The following is a 20496-nucleotide window of genomic DNA, read 5'->3' as shown; positions in this document are numbered from 1 at the left end:
TTTCGATGTTCCCGTGGGCTCGTTTCAGGCAGACCAAAGCCGCAGTCAAGCTGCACACGATGATCGACTTGAGAGGCTCCATACCAGTGTTTATGAGCATTACCGACGGTAGCGTGCATGACGTGAACGTGCTCGACCAAATCGTTTTCGAGTCGGGAAGCATCTATGTCATGGATCGTGGATACGTCGATTTCGCACGGCTCTATCGCATCCATCAAGCCGGAGCGTTCTTCGTCACCCGTGCAAAGAGCAATATGGCTTTCTACGTCAGCGAGTCCCGCCCGGTCGACAAAGCCATTGGCTTGCGTTGCGACCAGAGCGCCGGCTTGAAGACTACCAAGAGCAAACGGGACTACCCCGAAAAACTCAGACGCATCCGCTTTGTCGATCTCGAAACAGGCAAGAGTCTGGTATTCATCACCAACCATTTCGGTCTTCCTGCCATCATGATCGCCCGCATCTATAAGAGTCGCTGGCACATCGAGTTGTTCTTCAAATGGATCAAGCAAAACCTCAGAATCAAAGCGTTCTACGGCACCTCCGTGAACGCGGTGAAGACCCAAATCTGGATCGCCATCTGCGTTTACCTCATGGTGGCCTGTCTCAATAAGATTCATGGATTCGGCGAAAACCTTAGCCGGATTTTGCAAGTTTTGAGCGTCAACGTATTTCAGAAAACACCTATCCATCAGCTGTTTATGGATTATTGCACAAATTTTGACGAACCTCAATTACCTAATCAATTGACATTCAACGAGTTCCTAACTGGACAGTAGTGATCTCTATTATGTAGTCGACGACGAATCACCTTGGCGAAATCAGGGGAGCGATTGGCAGTCGCTCTTCAAAACCGGTGACGGTATTGACCTGCAATTGCAGACCGATCCTGAAGCCAATCCGAAGCGGCAGGGTGCAGTTGAGGGAGACCTCCGTCTCTTCATTGCCCCCAGTGCCGAAGGGGATGTTGCGGTGCTGTACCGTCACCGTGTTCCGGATGCTGTAGAGGCCGACGGGGTTCTTTTTCAAAGCCCCTGGCGCAGTGAACGTGTCGACGTAGTGAAGCGCCTGAGCAGTGCGGAGATCGCAGTCCAGAAATACAGTCGACGTTACGAGGTGGAGGTAGCGATCCCACTGGCCGATTTGGGACTGGATGCGGTCGAGGGGCAGACGCTCCGGGGCGATTTTGGGGTCATTTACGGAGACGCGGCAGGCACCATCAATATCTTCCGGAATTACTGGTCGAATCAAGCCACGGGACTGGTCAATGACGTTCCGGGAGAAATCATGCTGCAGCCTTCGCTGTGGAGCGAAATTCAGTTCGGAGGGAAGTCTGATGAAGAATAATCTCAAGATATTTTCAATGTTGAGCCGTCCGATCGTCCTCGCTTCTGGTCTCGTGCTGAGCCTGAGTCTTCCTGCGGTGACGGTGGACGTGGTCGGGGTTCTGGGAAACTCGGGCGAGGCGGGTGAAACATTGGTCCGCTTCGCTGCTCAGCCGACTTCAGGAATGGGAGTCGTCTATGACGAGGATTCGGGAACTCTTTGGTCCAGCGGCGGTCAATTCGAGATCAAACGCTACACGGTGGATGGGCGTCAGGTTGGAACGTATCCCATTGATTTCAAGGGAAGACCGTCGAATTCGGATAAGATGACCCGGATCGAGGACTCACTGGTCCTCAATCGGGATAACCGTCTTTATCGTCTGCCGATGGATGCCGATGATGGTGCAGAGCTGGAAGAGCTCCCGATTCGTGCGGACCTCATCGCCTTCGGTTCTACCGAGGATGGGTGGGGGATTGCCAGCGAGGGAAGCGAGATTTTTCGTTTTCGCCCCGATGGTACGATTGAGTCGGTGATCACGTTGAACAGCTCACCGAGGTCGGTGGAAACAGGCGGCGATGGAGAGATCTACATCTCGCAGAATTTAAACTACAAGAATATTGAGGATCCGGATGCCGAGGTGGAAATGCCCGGTGATAAGTTTCAATGGCTCAACGGTGCCTGGTTCGGTCACAGCTATCATGGAACGATTCGTCGATTCGATGCCGATCTGGAAATGGCACCCGGTGTCGTGCTGGGTGGAAACTCCGGTTCCTTCATCGGTTACGTGCCCGGCAACTACGAGATCAATAAAGGAGAGGGGATGGCCTACTTGGGAGGACATATTTACGCCGTTTCCGGCTGGAGCGGAATCCTTCATCTTCTCGAGTGGCAGCCGGATGCTCTACGATTTGAGATCATCCGTCGTATCGGTTCCGTGCGAAGATGCAAGGCACTCGCGCTGGATAGTGCGGGAAACGTTTGGTATCACGGCGGAGTGTGGGCGTGGAGCGACGGGTCCGATGCCCCTCTCGAACACGGCATCCCGCATGCGGGCGCTCCGGTATCTGTCAAGAGCGGGGAGGAGGAGAAATCATTCGTCGCCGATGTTCTCGAGAATGACGCTCTGGTGGCGTTTGGTCCTTTCCGGGGCGGTCGGGGAATGGGGTTTAGCGGTTCACTGGATGGCCCTGCACGACGGGATACCACGGACGATCCGATGGAGGATTATGTCTCCATGGCGATTCTGAAATTAAATAACCGCAACGTCGCTCTACTCGCGAAAGCAGACGGTTCGGCCAGGTTGTTATCCGTGAATACGGACGGCAGACCAGGGGAAGAGATGGGGGGGGCAACCTTCCAAACCGCGAAGCCGATCAAGCGACTCGATTCCGTCGCCACCGGGCCGAAGAATTCCCTCTGGGTCGCTGCCGATGGTGAACTGCTCTTGCTCGCCTACGACGGAAAGGGCTGGCGGGAGACTCGGCGCTGGAAAGGCTGGGGAGATGATGAAAGCCGGACATTCGGACAACGCTTCTATCTGGATGTGGACGAAAACCGTATTTGGATTTCAGATACGGATCGGAATCGAGTCGGAGTATTTGATATAAGTGAGGGGCAATTGGTCCCGCTGGCGGGGGTGGGCACTACCGATGTTGCCGGCGATGCTTTTCAAGAGCTGGACGCGCCGGAGGTGATCGCCGTGAACGGGCGGCGGGCCGTTGTTTATGACTCCGGCAATCAGCGCATCGTGAAGCTGGTGTTGTCGGAGTAGGAGACCTCTCCAGCGTTAGCGGACCTTCGCGGTCCTCGGGAGGTTTCCCTGCCTCCATTGTCCGGCAATCGTGATGGCCTGAGGTCTCGGGGGGATGCCGGTCATCCCTCGCTCGACGCGACTGGTCAAAAAATCGATGGCGGCTTCGGCTAATGCTTCCATGTCTTGCACCATGCCGTGCACCATGCCGGGTTCGGCGTGGAGATCGGGCCTGCTGTCCACACTGACGATTTCAGGTGGATGGTTTTCAGGCTCCATCGCCTGAAGCAGTTTCTTGAAAGCGTGGTATTCCGGGGTGTTGGAGGTGATCAAAACGTCAGGACGCTTTGAGTCGACCCATTTTGCGAATTGGGAATCGTGTGGCTGTTTGAATAAAACAGGGTTCAGGAATTTTCCGGGTTGGTGATAGCGCGCCGCTTGAAAGGCACCGAGTGACAAGTGCCGCACGCGGTTATCCATAACGGTATTCGAAACGAATCCGATTCGGGAATAGCCGGACAGAAGGAGTTGATCGATGCACTGCTGCATCAGCGCAGCATAGTCGATGGTCGCGCGGTCCAGTCGTGGCTCGACCAACGTCAATCCGATGGCAATGGCGGCGAAGTCGCTGAAATCGAAGTCAAAATGGAATTCCGATTTTGGAAAGGGACACAAGATGATCCCCCGTATGCCACGGCTTCGGAGGATCTGTCCCATCCGTTGTGGGGTCATGCCTTTTTCCCGGATCCAGAAGTCTTCGATTTTGTATCCCAGTCGGCTGGCACGCTGCTCCATCATCCTGCGCAGAAGAACGTAGTTTTCCGCATGCTGCCATCCGTTGGCAGTCGGGTAATGGGTTAGGAAGGCTAGCGTCGAGCCGTCTCCGACGGGCTTGTTCTTCTTCCTCTCGGAAATGAGGGCGGAGACGAGGGGGTTCGGGCGGTAGCCCATGCGATCGGCCACCGCCTTGATGCGCTCACGAGTATGGGGCGGGATGCTGGGATGCTTGCGCAGTGCCAGTGAGACGGTGGTTTGGTGCACGCCACATTCGCGGGCAACGTCTTTCATGGTAACAGAGTTTGCCACTTACTCATTGATAAGAGTTGTGGCGGGATTGTGTCAATGAAGCAAGTAGAGCGGTATGGGATGCCTTGACCTCCACTTAACTTGAAAAATCCCCAAAAGATGAAAAGACATACTATTCAGATCCTATCTCAATTCACCTGTGCGGCTGGCATTGTCGTCATGTTGGGAACGAAGACCTTCGCGACGGTTTACGATAGCTTTGAGAATTATACCCTAGGCGACATCAATGGTCAGAATGCGGGTAGTGACTGGACGAGCGCTTGGTCTGCCAATGAATCGGTGGATGTCGTCTCGAGCTCGCTTAGCTACAGCAATGGCTCGGTCTCCGTCAACGGTGGGACTCAGGCCATGCAGGTGGGGGGCTCCAGCGACCTCATCTTCAGTCGTACGTTCGCGGCGAGTGACACCGGTGATGCGGTTTATTTCAGTATGCTGTTTCGGCATGAGTCGGGAGGCCCCGGTAACTGGCTGCAGATGTTCATTAGCGACGATACGGCTTACAATAGTTCCTCCGGGTCCTTCGGAGATCTCGACCAGTCGAGCAATCGATTGGGGCTCAGAGCCTATGGTCCCGGTGGAGCCTATAGCCAAAGTTCGGCTTCCGAGACCTATGCAGATGATACGACCTATTTCTTAGTGGGGAGACTTTCCTCCAATGGTTCCGCCGGAGCGGGCGATGAGCTCGATCTGCTGGAACTTTGGCTCAACCCGGATTCGCAGACTCTCGGATCTCCGATTGTTTCGATCGAACGAGCGATGGGCATTAATGGGAGCACTGCGGATACATTTGGAGCCCGCACTTATAATATGGGGGCGAGTGATGCCTTCCTGATCGACGAGCTTCGAATTGGATCGACAGTGGACGCCGTGGTGATTCCCGAACCGTCCAGTGCAACGTTACTTCTAGGAGCCTTCGCTGGAGCCGGAGCGTTTGCTTTTTGTCGTCGGCGATAGAACGACTTTTGGTTTCTCGAGTTTTCAGGAGATGGCTTGAAATTTTGTTGAATGAGTGAATTGAATTTCAAATCGAAGCCAGTGGGGCAATCACTTGTGTCCGAGCCGGCGAGGGACGTTCCGGTCGCTCGTGATGCGGATGTGGTTGTCTGCGGGGCCGGTCCGGCTGGGGTGGCTGCAGCAATCGCGTCGGCGGCAAGTGGTGCGAAGACGGTACTGATTGAAAGTGCCGGATGTCTCGGAGGAGTTTGGACTTCTGGCCTTCTCACTTATGTTCTCGATCCCAAAGGGGATAGTCCGGTGACCAATCGATTGACCTCGGAACTGGACCGTTTGGGCGGTTATGCCCGGCGCAAGGGTTTGGACGAGTCTTTTGCAGAGCCGAAGCCCGGATGGGCGGAGCACTGTTTCATCTATGAACCCGAGACCATGAAGTGGGTTCTGGAACGCGAGTGTCTGCAGCTCAAGGTGAATACCCGTCTCTACACCAGAGTGTGTTCCGTTGTGAAAGACAGGGAAGATCCGCGGAAAATCACGGCGGTGATTACTGAGTCGAAATCGGGCCGTGAGGCGTGGGGCGGCAAAATATTTATCGACGCGACCGGGGACGGCGACTTGGCCGCTCAAGCGGGATGTCGCTTCTCGTTAGGACGTCCGGACAGCGGCGAGGTGCAGCCATTGACTTTGATGTGCATGGTGCAGACTCCGCATGTCGACCGTGTGCAGCCTCTGGCGCGCAAGGCGGGGAAATGTCTCAAAGAAGCGATCGAAGCCGCCGGAGTGAATACGAGTTACGGAGCGCCGGTGTTGTTCGAGATCCGTCCGGACCTCTACGGGTTCATGATGAATCATAAATACGGCAGTGCCTTAAATGCGGATGAACTGAGCAAGGCGACATTTGAGGCCCGCAACGAGGTCATGTTGGCGATTCGGCAGATGCGCGACTCTGGTGGGCCTTGGGAAGGTTTGCGGGTCGTCGCCACGGGAGCCCACATTGGAATTCGTGAAGGGCGGCGAATCCAGGGGCGCTATACGGTGACCGCGGAGGATCTGACAGAAGGGCGAAGCCACTCCGATGCCGTTTGCCGGGTTCATTTTCCAATCGATGTGCATGCGACGAAAATAAAGGGTAAGTCCAGCGGCTTTGACGCGGAAAACAAGATGAGGTCCCAGCCCTACGATGTGCCGCTGCGGGCGATGATTGCCGCGGATGTGGACAATTTGATGATGGCTGGGCGGAACATCAGTGGAGATTTTATCGCCCACTCCAGTTACCGAGTCACCGGGAATTCCGTGGCGATGGGGGAGGCTGCTGGGGCTTTTGCGGCTGATGTGGTTCGGAGAGACGAGACTCTCACCGATGCTGATACGAAGCGAGTGAAGTTTTGCCTGGAGAACCTGGAAGAAGCACTCGGCCTTACCGTGGAAGCCTAAGAGAGAAATCTGATCTGAGTTGCCCACGGGCGAATTCATTGCGAATGGTGCCAATTTGACTAGCGACTTCGCTGATTCCTCGAGTCTGCCGAAGTGGCGCTCCTTTTCGCATGCATGGTTCCCAAACCTGCGGGACCCAGGGCATCTGGATTCGGAGATTTCGAATTGTGAGAGGGACTCCACCGAAGTCTTGCTGCTTTCCTTTTCATCTTTTCCAGCTATGCACCGCTGAGGAGGCAGAAGACTGACGCTATCCCTTTCATCCTAGCGGTGCGCAGGTGCCTAGCCTCGTTTCCAGTCCCGCGAAAATTATCGGATCTTCCTGAAATCGGTATTTGGCTCGGGCCTTTACAGTGCCGAACCAGGACCTCCTTGAAAGAGGCAGAATTTCGCTACACGAGGTTCGGGAGGTCAAATTCGTCTTCTGTATCCCTGACCCACTGACGCAATCGGTCGTGGAGTTTCTGGCGATTCTCCGCGAAACGGGGGTTTAGAGCCAGATTTGCTTGCTCGTAGGGATCTTCGTTCAGATTGAAGAGCAGCCAGGGCAGTCCTCCTTCGAGGCAGACGTATTTCCAGCCATCGTCTGAAACAATGCCTCGCCAAGATCGCTCGACACTGTCGGGGTGCCCTGTGGGTTTGACGATCTGGATGTAGGCGGAATCCGGAAGGACCGGTTCGTCTTCGCGGTTCAGACGAAGAGCGGATAAATCTCGTCCGGCCATGGAGTCTGGTACGGGCAGACCGCAGAGTCCAAGCGAGGTTGGGCCGAGATCGACGTTCGTGCAGAGGGCGTCTGTATTGCCGGAGCGAAGCGGGCCGTAGGAGGTGGGATCCACCCCTGAAAGAATGAGCGGAATCCGGATCGATTCCTCGTGGGGGCTGGTTTTGAGGAATTGACCATGAGAACCGTGCATATCTCCGTGGTCGGAAAAGAAGAGGATGTGCGTGTTCTCGTACAATCCCAGTCGCTGAAGAGTGTCGACGATGCGACCGACGTTCCAGTCGAGGTTCTCGATGGCTCCGTAATAGCCGCAGAGGTCACGGGAGGCTTTCTCGCGGATGCGGGGAATGTCGGGGACATTCGGGCGGAAGCGAATATTCCCTGCGGACTTACCTTTCATCCATGGTTCTGGCGGGAGTGTAGGGGTCGTGGGGTGGCTGAACCGAGAGAGAAGCGAAGAAGGGCTGCTGCGTCTCCCGTGAGGCCATTTCTTCGAGGTGAGCTATAAAATGATCCGAAAGAGCATCGGTCTCGAATCCGGGGAGGCGGTGCTGGGGGATCTCTTCTTTATCGCGATGACCGTGAATCCAGATGTCATACAGGGTGTTGGTGTTTTTGTTCTCATAGCCAATCCACGTATCAAATCCACCGCGCCGCTGCCGGGGTACAATTTTTTCCGGGGTCGGGGCGTCGGAAAGGTCTTTGCCATCGACATGCCACTTTCCAAACCACGCCGTGTGATAGCCATTGTCCTTGAAGGCGTGAGCGATCGTCGGCGTATCGGGATCCAAGGGTTCGGCGTGTCCCTGGACGGCGTGTTGAGGATATTTTCCTGTGAGGAGGCTTCCGCGGGCTGGGCAGCAGAGCGGACTATTGGTCAATGCTTTCTCAAAACTAAGTCCTTGGCTCGCGAGACGGTCCAAGTTGGGGGTGGAAAGGTTCGGATCGCCCCGAAATCCAAGCGCTTGGGCGCGGTGCTGGTCGCCGAAGATCCAGATTAGATTGGGGGGAGGTTTCGCCATGATCCGAAAGGGTTACACGCTTACTTTAAATGCGAGAGGAGGTCGGAAAGTTGAACTCGGGCGCCGCAGGTGACGAGATCGCCGCCGCCGTAGTAAAGTTCCACGGTGCCATCACCGGGAGCGATGGTTCCATTGTGGAAGACGACGTTGGGCATGAAGCCACCCTCGCACTCATAAGGTGTTTCCGGAACAAAGAAGGGCTCTTCCGAGCGGGCCAGAACCTTCGAGGGTTTCTTGAGATCCAGTAGAAGAAGGCCGAGGCAGTATCGCGTACTGTAGTCGGCCGCATGGTAAAAAGCGAGCCAGCCTTCCGGTGTTTTGATCGGAGCGCTTCCGGCACCCACCCGCTCGCAGTCCCAGTGACCGGAGCGTGGACCGATGACGTACTCGTGACGCCCCCAGTCTAGCATGTCGGTTGAAGAAGCGGTCCAGATCGAGGGTTTGCCGGTGTGTACCACCGCCGGACGGTGAAAGGCTTGATAGCGTCCATCGATTTTCTCGGGGAAGATCGCGACGTCTTTGTTGTCGGGACCGAAAATGATACCTTTCCGTTCGAATTTCCGGAAGTCGGTTGTTGTGATCAGCGAGGTGACTACACCGAAATCGGATGCAGCGGTGTAGTTGATATAGTAGGTTCCTTCTATTTCCGTGATGCGGGCGTCCTCAATGCCGAAGGTTTCGTAGGGGCCGACTGGGAAGATGCTGGGACCTTCATCGATGGTGAAGTCCAGTCCGTCCTCCGAGGTCGCTATGCGAAGGTGGCTCAGACTGGTCAGGTAGATCTTGCCTTTATGCTTGAAGAAGCGGGGGTCGGGTACTTCGAGGTCGGGGTCGTCCTTCTTGAATTGCTGAATGTGGACTTCGCCGGTCTCCGGATCGAAAATGGGCGTAGCGACGCAGCCTTCATCGGGGATCGCCATTTCGGCCACTCTAAGAAGAAGAAGGCGTTTGCCTTGAAAGAGAATCGCCCCCGGATTGAAGGAACACATGATCTTCAGATTCGGTTGCGATGGCTGAATGTCTTCTGGACGGAAGAGGGGGTTCGCGGGAAATCGGTCAATCTTCACTGGAGAATTCATGGTTGGAATAGTAATAATTTATGGATTAGCCGTGATTGAACTGAAGTCCGTCTCCGTTTGATACGACGAACTCACGTGAAAGACTGGGTGTTTTGATTATGATTTTCCCGTCTCCGATAGCTTCCAGGCCAAGAGAGCGGCCCTCGAGAGTGAGAACAGCGTTGGGACCATCGCTTTGCAGGAGTATTTCCTTAGACTGGAGGTTGCCGGCGCCGAAGAGAACGAGTCGAGTTTGACTTCCGGTTCGCAGAAGGGCTCCGTAACTTCCCGAGAATCGAATCTTGGATTCCTCCCAGGATAGTCCGCTGCGACAAAACCAATGGAGGTCTTTACGGTTTTCGGATGAAATTCTTGCACCGACGATTCCGTTCTCATTGCGAATGGCTTCTATGGTAAAGGGATCTGGCATTCCACTTCTCACGGGATGGAGCGCGGCCAGATACTGATTTGCGTCACGGAGACTCAGTTGGAGATGCTCCATGGAGAACCACGATTCCGGAGTGCCGGAGTAGTGCAGGATCGGCAAGTTTTCGACCTTCTCCCCATCAAATTCCTGATCGGGCAGAACCACTCGCAGATCCATTCCGAATCGGCCGGGGAATCGGTAGTCGTGAGGGCCCAGAGTTTCCGGCGTGCCACCCACGACTTGAATATGCCAATGGGAGAGATTCGGACGAGACGCGCTTAGATCATCATGGATCAAGAGATACTCGTTGTCGATCCATGAGAAGCTTCTTGCCACGGCAGGGGGATCGATTTGAAACCGGCGATAAGCTTCTTCGACCAGCTCGTGGCGGCAGGAATCGTTCAGGAAAACGGGTTCGCCGGGCTTGAGAATAACGGGGTGCGCTCCTTGAATGAATTGTACGCCCCTCGCGTCGAAATGGCGTTCGACGCGTGCAGGGGAAAGGGGCATGTGGACGTCGTGGAAGGAGAGAGTGCTGTGGCGCCAGGTTTCACCGGCCTCTCCACCATCAAAAACGAGGGGACGGCCTTCCGAGAAAAGGATAAAGCTGCCTTCCGTCCGGTGATAGCGGTAGCCGCCCGGGCCTTGCTTGACGAGCAGGTAGCTTTCAGAATCGGTATTCACGCCATTGCGGAAGACACCTCCGAATCCTTCCAGTCTCCGGCTTTGCAGTCTGAGCGATGGGTTCTCGGGGATGTCGCTCACGTCGAAATTACAAAAGAGGAGGGGCAGGTTTCCGGCCACTGCCCCAGTCATCGAGCCATCCGGTGTGGATTCGGGACTCTGATTCTCCCAAGAGGCTTTTCCCAGGAGGCGAAGTCCGTCTGCATTGGCGACAAAATAGGCGTCGATTAGTTCACGGGCAAACTCAGGATCGGTATCGCGGAACATTTTACCCATGTAGGCGTAATGCTCAGACAACCATTTTCCGATTCCCGCATGGTCGCCGACAGGTGGAACCTTGCGGACTTTGTCGTCTTCAAGAAATGCGGTTTCCGCTCCGTCTCGCATGACCGAGTAGGTGGAGGCGTGGGGCGGAGTGAGAAGGAGGATTCCCCAACGGAGGAATTCTTTGAGTCTCGGAATGCTTTGGAGATCGACGAGTCCTTTGTGGGCCAGGTGATAGACTAGATTAATCCGGCAGCGGGAAGCGTGCAGATAATAGCAAGCGGGATTTTCGTACCATCGACCGCTGCCGGGAGTGCAATAGGCGAGGAGGGCTTTGCGAGTTCGCTCCAGAACGTGGTCGACGAATTTTTTCGAGTCGGGGTGGCCCTGGAAAACGAGGCCTATCGCCCCCACGATGTCTGTTCGGTCCGCCTCAAAGTTGGCGTTGCGTCCGTTGAAGCGCCAATTCATGAAATCCTCTTCCATGTAAAGGTGCCCCATGAGGATGAAGAAATCCCGAATCTGGCGTTCTTCCTCGGGAGTGAATACTCCGCTGGCTGCGACTAGATCGTATTCCTCCGCCCATTTCGTAATGTCTCGACCGCCGACCGGCGAATACATGTCCGACCAATCTCGCCCCAGTAGGGTCATGGTAGACCGATTCTCGGCGACGTAATTGAGCAGGATTCGCTTTTCCCAGGCAATGAGAGGATCGTTGTCGATGGCGAAAAGAAGACCATCCCGCGGGCCGGGCAGTTCAGGCTCACGGCGGATCTTTTCCCACAGGCCTTGAAAAGGGCCCGAATGGGATTTTATCCGAAGACCGGGCAGTTTCTCTCTCTGGGCGACGAGATGGGGTCGAGTTTGCGTGTCCTCGACATCGAAATGCCAGTCTTTGTATTCTTGAAGACGAGGTGAGGAATAGGCGTGCTGTTTTCGACCGAAGTCTTTGCCAGGGCCATCATTCAAGCCGAAATCGGAAACGTACAGTGCCCATTGACGCTCTCCGTCGAAGAAACCAAAGCGGTAGAAGGCATCGCCACTTGCGTCCGTGTGGGCGTAGATCATAGAGATCGAAGATCCGACCATCTCCGGGTGAGGCCACTCCAATTCGCAGTTCTCTGTGCCGTCGGGATCAATCGGACCTTGAGCAATCTTTTCAAATGCGCGATCAATCCATTGGCCGCGCCGACGGGTGAAGATTCCGATGTAGTCGGCCTCTTCGAGACCTTCCGGGGTCATGGCGTAGCCAAAGCCTTGCGGAGGGATCCACCAAGGCACGGATTCGGGAAGCTGGCCAATGATTTCATCCCGCGCTTCCAAAGTGCGCCAGTGATGAGATCCGGATTCGGGGGTCCAGTGCAGGTATCCGCGCCCTCCAGACAATTCGGGGAGGGAAAACTCGAAAGCGGCTCCTTCCAAATGGTCGGATCGCTCGTGAATCAGTAGTAACGGTTCGCCGCTAAGAGCGGTCATCTCGAGAGAATACTGGCATCCGTTGCTGAAAGTGTAGTTGCTGCGAACGCGAATGAGAAGCGGCCCCTTTTCGAGTAATTGAGTGTCTCTATGGGCTACTCTGACTCCTTCCGGCAGGCGGAAGCGACCTCGGCCTCGCCATTTTTGATCAATCCCTTTGACGGCGAGAATCGGGGCAATGTCGGCAGAAGGTTCATCTCCTGCGAGCCGATAGGAGGCAGCTCCAGTCTCAATGATCCACGACCCTTCCTCTTCCTTTTCGAGGCGAAGAGGGTGCTGGGGGAATGGGCTTTTGTGGGCCGTGTTCGGAGATTCGTAAACAGCGATGACTTTCTCGGATTTCGGGCCCAGTTCGGTGAGAAGATTGGCACCATCCTGGGAAATTTGAAAGGGTTCGTCCCGTTGCGGATCGATTCGGATGCGGAACCCTTTGCTCCTCTCGGGAACGGATAAGGTGAGAAGCTGGCGGGGGAACTCGTAATAGAACGGATTGCGGAGTTTCCACTCTCCGCATTTGTTCCAAACGGTTCCCTGATCTTCGAAAGAATCGGGATGGGGGGATTGAAATGGACGCGGCGGGGCACTCTGCCATACTTCGGCCGTTATCTCGCCGAGGTCAGTTTCGTGGTCGGCTGTGACAGCGATTTCGCGACGCAGGAAACGCGTCGGCACCTCCCATTGAGTAGGATCGAGGGTGACCGCTAGAAAGTCATGTGTGCCACAGGGAATGTCGTCCATCTCGAAGTTTCCTTGGGCGTCTGTTTGGGCGACGATTTTCCGAAGGGGGCCAATCCGGGGGTGACTGTGCATCCCCGAGGAGGTAAAGGTGGAAAAGTCCGGGCTTTCAACGGCGACATGAAGACCGAGAGTCGCGGTGGAGCGGGCGGCAGGCGAACCGTCGGGGAGCAGGATGCGACCGCGTAAATTGCCTCGTTCTTTTGACTCGGGAAGAGCGGGGATGGATTCGGGGCGCGAGAAGGGAGCTGGAGTCGGTCCCGCTTCGAACTGACTCAGTTGTTCCTGTTCTTCGGGGGCCTGTGCGAGGGCACGCGCTTCCCTCAGGCTCTGTAGAGCAAGTCCATTATATTTGTCGATGTATTCGTCGATCGTGTAGCCTTGCCGGCCTTCTTTCGAAGTTCGGTAGTGGCCTTCTTCAGCAAGGGTTCGATAGTCCGAGGCTTTCCGGAGCGCTGACTGGAAACCATGGCTCTGGAGAATCTCTTGGTTCGATTCGAGAAGATCCTTGGCCGTGCCGAAATCTGCGAGAAGAACCAAGGCATCGTGGAGCAAAAAGAGTACGGAGACTCTCTCATTCGTCTCCTCTTGCAGCAACTTGTTTCCAATTCGGCGTGCCGTTTCGTAGCGGCCTTCACTCAGGGCTCTTTGAAGGTCTTGGGCTCTCATTTTGGAAGCCTAAGCATTCCGGCACTGCAGACACTCTCGATGCGAAGTTCAGAGTCAGAATCAGCCCCTTTCCAGATAGGCTCAATCTTGAGCGTGTGCGGGCCATCATCAAGGTCGTCGGCAATGAGTGTCCACATAAAGAGGTTTCCGCTCCCTTTCTTGGGGGGCGCGAAGCGGGCGGTACTGAGGGGCCAGGAAGTGCTTCCGTCCTTGGCTTTCGGGTACGGAACAGGTTCGCCGTCAATCCAGATATTTACGTTTGGAGTCAGACCATTTCGTTCTCCGAAGAATCCGACCAGCGACCCTTCAAACTCGACTTCTAGGGGTTGGGATTCGGCTTCTTTGGAGGCACATATCACATCAGTCATCCAGCGGCTGGAAAGACCATCGAACCAAAGCGAAGTACGATAGGTTTTTTCGATTGTCCATCCTTCCGGGAGGGTTTCGGAGTCTTTCAGAATTGTCCGGTGGTGTTGTGCGTAGCGGTCTCCGTAGACTGCCTCTTCTGGGATCGTCGCCACCATTTCCGGATTATCAATGGCCTCGAGGAATCGGTCACGGACCGCTTCAAAAAAGAGCTCGTAGCCGAAGTCGTCAGGATGAGCCCCATCGAACGGCCAGACTTTTTCAATAGGCACTCCACCATTGACGATAGCATTGACGTGGGGAATTACGTTCGCGACAGGAACATTGTACGTTTCGCCGAGTCTTATGTGGGCTTGGTGGCGTGGGGGGAGGGGAGTTCCCTCCGGCTTTACGTTCCATTTGAACATCATGAGAACCTGCATGAGGGCGGAATCACTCTCGATGATTTCCCGCATGAGTGTTTCATACGTGGATAGTCTCTCTTCGTCCTTTCCCTCTGGACCATCATTCACGGTGAAATCGAGGAAAACCAAGTCTGGATCGTAGGGTAGCACGTCCCGGTCGATTCGAAATAGGCCCAGGTCGGATCCACTGCCACCGATCGCCGCGTCGTGGAAGTGAATGGGCGTTTCTGGATACTGTTCTCTGAGCCATTCCATCATCCGTCCCCGGTAGCTCGTTAGTTGTGGATCACTGGCATTGGCTCCCCAAGTCAGCGAGCCGCCCAAAAACACAACATCGACGGGTTCGCCGGATGAGGCTTTCTGGTGGAATTCTCGGAGGGATGGATCAGAATCTTCGGATTGTGTCGTGGTTTGAGCGACGGAGGCCTGGAGTCCAATAGCGCAGCAGGCAAGGAGAATAATAGTTCGGTTTCGCATTTAAAGGATTGGTTCTAAGGGGAACCAGCAGAAAAACCTATCCGAACACTATTGGTACAGTTGATTATGTAGCATCTCGGAAATACCGGGGGGGAGAATGTGACTCTGGATCCAGAGAGAGGAAAATGTTTTTTCAAATCTCTGTTGGAAAATAGGAGGGCAGAGGCTATAAATTCTCGGAGTTCGATCCGAAAGCGGCCTGAGGTTCGTACATCGCTTTGAAGGTGTGGATTGGTCCTTCTCCGGGAATCTTATTGTCGCGGATGTCGTTGACAATTTTCTCTGCAATTTCTCGAGCCGAGAATCGGACTAGGTCAGCCTGGGCTTTTCGGTGATGAAAGTAAGGGACTCGGAGGGGGCCCCGGCAAAAGGCGACGCGGCAGTGCTGAAGAATCTGTTCGATGATGACGGGTTCCTCGTTGCAGATCGTGTCGGCCCCCAGTTGGTCCAGAAAGGCAACGACTGTTGAATTTTCCGGTTGTTTTAGGGCTGCTTTGTGAAGGTCTGCAGCCGAGCCCTCAATGAAGCGTACGTCGAGGTCCCGTGTTCCGACAGTGGCTGCAAAACTCTTCATCGCCCGCTGGGAGGGCATGTAGGTGGGTTCCGGGACAAGAACGGTCTTGATTCCGTTAGCCCGCCAATCCGAAGACATTTGCCGATAGGCGGATTTCCAATCCTGATAGTAGGTCGGGAGTGACAGACTGGAGAAATTGTCGCTTGGGTGAATCAGGATTTGCTTCACGCCGCTGTCTTTCAGTGAAAGAATCACATGAGAGGAAAGAGGATGGGGGGTGTGCCAAATTATGTAGTTTAGATTGTGCTGGAGGAGTCGCTCGGCAAATTCGGGTCGATTAACTTCATCTCCTCGAAAAAAGATGATATCCGCAACAAACCCACAATGGCGCAGACGTTCCTCAAGTTCCCAATGCAAAAGACGCGAGTAAGGTGAAACCACGACAGCATGAAGCCAGAGAGGGATGCCAATTAACGCCCGAACCGGCTTACTGGGTGCAATTGAGGTGCCGACCAGCATCGTTTTCGACCCACGGATCCGATTCAATAGACCTTCGAGCTCCAGATTCTCGTAGACAATTGCGACGGTGCGCAAAGGCACTCCAAAATAGTGTGCGATCTCCCGCATTGAATAGAAAGGAATGCTATCCTTCCCGCGGAGTCTCTGGGTTGCCTCGCGCAAAGTCCGCAGCAGCATGGCCTGCCGACTCGCATTGGGTGCAAATCCTCCGAAGTTGGTAAAGGTATCCTCGATCGGAGGAAGATGGCGCTCAACTTGCTTTCGGGACATTCTCAGAGGATAGGAAATGGTCGTGCGCAACCAAGTGAAAACTTTCGGGTTTCGGCCGGGCCGGAATCGAAGGAGGCGCAAACATCGCTGGCCCGTGACGGCATGCATTTTCGCGCCCCATACATTTCATATACGATTACGAGATCGGTCTAGAAACGATGAGAGGTGGGCATCGGATCTGAATTCAGATCTCGCTTGAGGAAAGCAATTTAGAGCCGATAGAATCGGTCTAGCAATTGAACGCCATCCGGGTGTTGAGATGGATCGGGGGCGTAAAGGCGATTGCTTGCCTGGGAATTTTTCCTCAATTAGATTCGTGAGGATGGTGCTTTTGCGAACCACTGCCAGTCTTGTCTTACTGATCTGGACTTCGATGATTCTCCAAGCGGAGAACACGGTTCCTTCGCTCGTTTTTATCGGCGATCCGGTCAAGATCTGGGTGGATGGTTTCGAGGGGCAGTATTCTGCGGAGATTACGACCTTTTCGGCCGACGGTGCGGTCGAAAAGGAGACTGATTCGTTGGATTTTCAGGAAGGGGTGGCATTCTGGACGCCTCGAACCGAAGGCATCTATCGGATTCGTGTCGGCGATCGGGAATTGAGGGGAATGGCGATGAACCTGCCTCCTCCGCTGAATGAGGAAGCCCTACTCGAACAGTTGCCCCGTCAGGGGCAGCGTCTGCTCGCGGGAGATAGGTTCACGATTCTCGCGATGGGTGACTCAGTAACCGCTACCGGGGATTACCCAACCATGCTGGCGATGATGTTGCGGCGGGCTACTGGGAATCAGCAGGTAAGCGTGATTGAACGAGCTTATCCCGGGCGTAGCAACGACGCGTCGGTGCGTAATTTTGCGAGGGATACGAAGGGGGTAGATCCGAATCTGGCTGTGATTATGTATGGGCTGAACGATCAAGGGGCGCGGGTTCCCTTGCCAGCATACCTTGAACAAACCGAATGGTTAGTGGATCATCTGCGGGAAGAGTTTGATGCCGACGTGATCTTGCTGGATCCCACTCCGGACACTGGGATCGTTTTGCCGGATCGCAGTGGCCAAATGATCGAACCTTCGAAGATTTTTCGGACCCAAACTTATTCCGCCGCTCGGCGCGATCTGGCCCAGGAAATCGGTGTGCCAGTGGCGGATACATTCGAAGCTCTTTGGGGCGAAGGTGGAGAAAGTCTTCTGGCGGTGGGGGAAGGGCTGTGGCCGATGTTTCCACTGCATTATTCGAAACCATTCACGAGCTTGATTGAAAACGGAGGCAAAGGAGACACGATTCATCCGAATGCCCTCGGCCATTTAGCTCTGGCGCGGGCGGTTTTTGATCGAATCAATGGATTCTCAGAGCCGGGCCGATTGGAACTTAGCGGTCAAACGAGATGGGTTGATGGCGGGGTGGAGACCGAAATTCTCGCGCGAAATCTGACGCCGGAGAATCTCTCCGGTGTCTTGAGGTTCTATCCGATCCCTCAGGAGTCGGTTGCCGGAGAGGAGCCTTATGAAATCGCTTCAGGAAATTCGGCGAGGTTTGTCTTTCGCTGGCCTGGAATCGAAGGTCCGGAAGATCTCTTGATGCCGGGGATCGAGCAGGTTTTTCGTCAGCCGGGGCCCTACGTGGTCATTCTGGATCAATGGCGGGATGGAAATCAGGCAAGAGGAGTTCATGTTCCTTGGTCTCCGACTTTGGATTTTCCTCTGCAGCGCTACGTGACCGACGCGGGAGTCATGGAGGTGAGCTTGTTGGTTGGTGATGAAGAGAGGAAGGTTTTCGTGACGATTCCAGAGGAAGAACCAGTTGGAAGAATCCCGCTTCAAGAGAAGATTCAGGTTGGGGCGGAGACCACCTGGGCAGTCGGAGAGTTGGCGTATACCCGCTTCGGAGGGGCAACCTCGATGGAAGCGACAGTGGATGGGAATTTGGACGAATGGTCGGACGCTTTCTGGGTTCCTGTGGGAGAACGAATCCAAGCGCGTTGGACCTCGGGACCGCGTGATTTTCGGGAGAGAGTGGAGGATTGTAATCTCGAGTGGAGTTTTGCTGCGGGAGAAGAAGGCCTCTATCTGGCATTTCGCGGAACCGGAAATACACGTGCCGACCAATTCGCTGTATACTTCGATCCGCGGAGCCCCGAGGAGTTGGGAACCGCAGGACCCTACACTTGGGTGGGGGGATCGTTCGCCAAGGATGGGAAACTAACCGTGCGCGCTGGCGATTCTTCGGAGGCGACAAGTGGAATCCAATTCGATTATCAGGAAGAGCGCGGAAGGCTCTCGGGGGAGATTTTTGTTCCGTACGAGTTCTTGAACACCAGTGCTTGGCCCGAATCCGGCGATCTCGGGCTGTCGATTGTTTGGACTCATAGAATCGAGGGGCGGAAGCCGACGTTTCTCATGTGGGCGGAGGATGGGCACCCTTGGAATACTCGTTGGTATGGAGTGGTTCGGTTGGATCCGGAAGGCTCGCTGCCTTATCGAGTCCGAGTGAAGTAGGGGTAAATTTATCCTGTATAGTTTCTGTGTAACCTTGGGAAGGTTGTGAGGCAATTGGCCGTGCATTTTTATCGCAAGTGCGAATGGAAACGAAAGAAATGGAAAAGGATCTGACCCGACTGAAAGGAAGGTTGGAGCGGATCTATGGCAAAGAGGGAGCTCTAGGCATCCTTCCGTCGTTGATTCGTCTTTTGGAATTTTACAAAGGTCGGGTCGTTGAGCGCCAGGGAGGATGGTCTGAAAAGGATTCCTTTCTCATCACTTATGCGGATTCGATTGTGGATGACGAAAGTCCGATTCGGAGTTTGCATCAGTTTCTGAATTTCCGGGTTGGAGATGTGATCTCATTTGTTCACCTCCTTCCCTTTTATCCGTATACCAGCGACGACGGATTCTCGGTGGTTGATTTCCGCGAAATCCGGGAAGACCTCGGAAGTTGGGAGGATGTCGAAGCGATGGCGGAAGACTTCCGGTTGGTCTTCGATGCGGTCATCAACCATGTGTCGGCCTCCAGCCCTTATATGGAGGGGTTCTGCTCGGGGGATGAACGGTATGAAGATTTCTTTGTTTCATTGGATCCCGAGACCGATACTTCCTCGGTGTTGCGCACTCGAAATTTGCCACTCTTCCACCCGTACGATACTTGCCGTGGCAAAGAGTGGCTGTGGACGACTTTTTCCGAAGATCAGATCGATTTGAATTACGCAAATCCTCGGGTGCTGCTCGAGGTGTTGGATATCCTCCTCTTTTTCACGGTGAAGGGCGCCTCGATGATCCGTCTGGATGCGATTCCCTATCTGTGGAAAGAGCTGGGGACATCCTGTGCTCATCTTCCCGAGACCCACGAAATCATTAAATTGATTCGTGACGTCTACGATTCAGTTGCACCTCACGTTCTGCTTCTCACGGAGACGAATGTTCCGCACCGTGAAAACATAAGTTACTTTGGAGATAAAGGGGACGAAGCGCAGATGATCTATAACTTTTCACTGCCACCCTTAATTGTCTGGAGCTTGCTGAAGGGCGATGCTTCGATTCTAACCAAGTGGGCAGCAGGGCTAGAATTTATCAGCCCGACCGCGACCTATCTCAACATTACTGCGACTCACGATGGGATCGGGATGCGTCCTACAGAGGGCATCCTGAGTGAAGACGAGCGAGCTGAGTTGGTTCAGATGTCCTATGATCGCGGCGGCGATATGACAGGGAAGCGCAATAGCGACGGATCGGTATCTCCCTACGAGTTAAATCTTTCTTACTTTGATGCCGTCAACGATCCGAGTTCCTCCGATCCAGAAGATTTGCAAGTGAAGAAGTTTCTTCTCTCGCAGGCGATTCCGATGGCACTCATGGGAATCCCCGGGATCTACATTCATAGTCTTTTGGGGTCGCGCAATGATCTGGAGGGAATGAAAATGTCCGGACGCGCCCGGAGCATCAACCGGAGCCAATTGCAGCTTCAAGAACTATCTTTGGAGCTGGATGAGCCGGAGAGTTTGCGGGGGCAGGTGCTGAGGGGATACTCGCGACTACTTTCGCAGCGCCAGAAACAGCGAGCCTTTCATCCGGATTCTCCTCAGAAGATTCTCGATTTGGGACCCTCGTTTTTTGCGGTGCATCGGGGAGCTGGAGGAGCGGATCATGAGGTTCTCGCACTCCACAATGTCAGCGGAAAGGAACAGGAGCTGGAGTTGTCGGGATGGACTGTAGATCTCTTGGACGATGAGTTTACCGCCGGTTCGGTGGTAGAGATGACCCCCTATCAAGTTCGCTGGCTAAGACGATCGGGCTGAAAGCCTCACCCGCGGCGATTGAGGGAGAAATTGAATCCTCGACGAAGCGAAGT

General features: G+C 54.6%; 14 protein-coding genes. 7 read left to right on the top strand and 7 right to left on the bottom strand.

Annotated features, from left to right (window positions below):
- From H5P30_RS18585 to H5P30_RS18575, 3 genes are all read left to right on the top strand, one after another.
- Positions 1 to 776: IS4 family transposase (locus tag H5P30_RS18585; protein ID WP_185691384.1), on the top strand; the 776-nt coding region annotated here is incomplete at its 5' end.
- Positions 777 to 873: 97 nt separating this feature from the next.
- A complete protein-coding gene (locus H5P30_RS18580) occupies positions 874 to 1344 on the top strand; it encodes a DOMON domain-containing protein (RefSeq protein ID WP_185694411.1) in 471 nt (156 codons plus the stop codon).
- Positions 1334 to 3094, top strand: a complete 1761-nt coding sequence (locus H5P30_RS18575) for an NHL repeat-containing protein (protein ID WP_185694410.1) — start codon at positions 1334 to 1336, stop codon at positions 3092 to 3094. Before H5P30_RS18580 ends, H5P30_RS18575 begins: the two co-directional genes overlap by 11 nt.
- 15 nt (positions 3095 to 3109) lie before the next feature.
- On the opposite strand, the gene H5P30_RS18570 is transcribed toward H5P30_RS18575, so the two are convergent.
- On the bottom strand, positions 3110 to 4141 hold the full coding sequence (locus tag H5P30_RS18570; protein ID WP_185694409.1) for a LacI family DNA-binding transcriptional regulator: 1032 nt from the start codon (positions 4139 to 4141) through the stop codon (positions 3110 to 3112).
- 117 nt (positions 4142 to 4258) lie between these two features.
- Here H5P30_RS18570 and H5P30_RS18565 point away from each other — a divergent pair, with 117 nt between their 5' ends.
- Both H5P30_RS18565 and H5P30_RS18560 read left to right on the top strand, forming a co-directional pair.
- Positions 4259 to 5113, top strand: a complete 855-nt coding sequence (locus tag H5P30_RS18565) for a PEP-CTERM sorting domain-containing protein (RefSeq protein WP_185694408.1) — start codon at positions 4259 to 4261, stop codon at positions 5111 to 5113.
- Positions 5114 to 5164: 51 nt separating this feature from the next.
- Positions 5165 to 6547 (top strand): FAD-dependent oxidoreductase, encoded by a 1383-nt coding sequence (locus H5P30_RS18560; protein WP_185694407.1) that lies wholly within the window; start codon positions 5165 to 5167, stop codon positions 6545 to 6547.
- A gap of 392 nt (positions 6548 to 6939) precedes the next feature.
- Here H5P30_RS18560 and H5P30_RS22325 read toward each other — a convergent pair whose 3' ends face one another.
- The 6 genes from H5P30_RS22325 to H5P30_RS18530 form a co-directional block, all read right to left on the bottom strand.
- Positions 6940 to 7671, bottom strand: coding sequence for a sulfatase-like hydrolase/transferase (locus H5P30_RS22325; RefSeq protein WP_185694406.1), 732 nt, complete (start codon positions 7669 to 7671; stop codon positions 6940 to 6942).
- On the bottom strand, positions 7661 to 8293 hold the full coding sequence (locus H5P30_RS22320) for a sulfatase-like hydrolase/transferase (RefSeq protein ID WP_185694405.1): 633 nt from the start codon (positions 8291 to 8293) through the stop codon (positions 7661 to 7663). Before H5P30_RS22320 ends, H5P30_RS22325 begins: the two co-directional genes overlap by 11 nt.
- A 20-nt stretch (positions 8294 to 8313) precedes the next feature.
- Positions 8314 to 9372, bottom strand: coding sequence for a glycoside hydrolase family 130 protein (locus H5P30_RS18545; RefSeq protein ID WP_185694404.1), 1059 nt, complete (start codon positions 9370 to 9372; stop codon positions 8314 to 8316).
- A gap of 25 nt (positions 9373 to 9397) precedes the next feature.
- Positions 9398 to 13606, bottom strand: coding sequence for a hypothetical protein (locus H5P30_RS18540; protein WP_185694403.1), 4209 nt, complete (start codon positions 13604 to 13606; stop codon positions 9398 to 9400).
- Positions 13603 to 14853: an SGNH/GDSL hydrolase family protein gene (locus tag H5P30_RS18535; RefSeq protein WP_185694402.1), complete on the bottom strand. Its 1251-nt coding sequence runs from the start codon at positions 14851 to 14853 to the stop codon at positions 13603 to 13605. The genes H5P30_RS18540 and H5P30_RS18535 overlap by 4 nt, the downstream gene beginning before the upstream one ends.
- A 166-nt stretch (positions 14854 to 15019) precedes the next feature.
- The gene (locus tag H5P30_RS18530; RefSeq protein ID WP_185694401.1) at positions 15020 to 16156 is read right to left on the bottom strand and encodes a GntR family transcriptional regulator; all 1137 of its coding nucleotides are present in this window, start codon (positions 16154 to 16156) and stop codon (positions 15020 to 15022) included.
- Positions 16157 to 16478: 322 nt separating this feature from the next.
- Between H5P30_RS18530 and H5P30_RS18525 the strand changes: the two genes are divergently transcribed.
- Both H5P30_RS18525 and H5P30_RS18520 read left to right on the top strand, forming a co-directional pair.
- The gene (locus tag H5P30_RS18525; protein WP_185694400.1) at positions 16479 to 18650 is read left to right on the top strand and encodes an SGNH/GDSL hydrolase family protein; all 2172 of its coding nucleotides are present in this window, start codon (positions 16479 to 16481) and stop codon (positions 18648 to 18650) included.
- Positions 18651 to 18733: 83 nt separating this feature from the next.
- Positions 18734 to 20443, top strand: coding sequence for a sugar phosphorylase (locus H5P30_RS18520; protein WP_185694399.1), 1710 nt, complete (start codon positions 18734 to 18736; stop codon positions 20441 to 20443).
- Positions 20444 to 20496: the final 53 nt, after the last annotated feature.

The organism is Puniceicoccus vermicola (assembly GCF_014230055.1).
Taxonomy (GTDB): domain Bacteria; phylum Verrucomicrobiota; class Verrucomicrobiia; order Opitutales; family Puniceicoccaceae; genus Puniceicoccus; species Puniceicoccus vermicola.
This window is presented reverse-complemented; position numbering and strand designations above follow the sequence as displayed.

Coding starts and splice junctions, on each gene's coding strand:
- H5P30_RS18525 (WP_185694400.1), top strand. CDS start 16,479: ATGGTGCTTTTGCGAACCACTGCCAGTCTTGTCTTACTGATCTGGACT.
- H5P30_RS18565 (WP_185694408.1), top strand. CDS start 4,259: ATGAAAAGACATACTATTCAGATCCTATCTCAATTCACCTGTGCGGCT.
- H5P30_RS18530 (WP_185694401.1), bottom strand. CDS start 16,156: ATGTCCCGAAAGCAAGTTGAGCGCCATCTTCCTCCGATCGAGGATACC.
- H5P30_RS18575 (WP_185694410.1), top strand. CDS start 1,334: ATGAAGAATAATCTCAAGATATTTTCAATGTTGAGCCGTCCGATCGTC.
- H5P30_RS18540 (WP_185694403.1), bottom strand. CDS start 13,606: ATGAGAGCCCAAGACCTTCAAAGAGCCCTGAGTGAAGGCCGCTACGAA.
- H5P30_RS18545 (WP_185694404.1), bottom strand. CDS start 9,372: ATGAATTCTCCAGTGAAGATTGACCGATTTCCCGCGAACCCCCTCTTC.
- H5P30_RS18520 (WP_185694399.1), top strand. CDS start 18,734: ATGGAAACGAAAGAAATGGAAAAGGATCTGACCCGACTGAAAGGAAGG.
- H5P30_RS18560 (WP_185694407.1), top strand. CDS start 5,165: ATGAGTGAATTGAATTTCAAATCGAAGCCAGTGGGGCAATCACTTGTG.
- H5P30_RS22325 (WP_185694406.1), bottom strand. CDS start 7,671: ATGAAAGGTAAGTCCGCAGGGAATATTCGCTTCCGCCCGAATGTCCCC.
- H5P30_RS22320 (WP_185694405.1), bottom strand. CDS start 8,293: ATGGCGAAACCTCCCCCCAATCTAATCTGGATCTTCGGCGACCAGCAC.
- H5P30_RS18570 (WP_185694409.1), bottom strand. CDS start 4,141: ATGAAAGACGTTGCCCGCGAATGTGGCGTGCACCAAACCACCGTCTCA.
- H5P30_RS18535 (WP_185694402.1), bottom strand. CDS start 14,853: ATGCGAAACCGAACTATTATTCTCCTTGCCTGCTGCGCTATTGGACTC.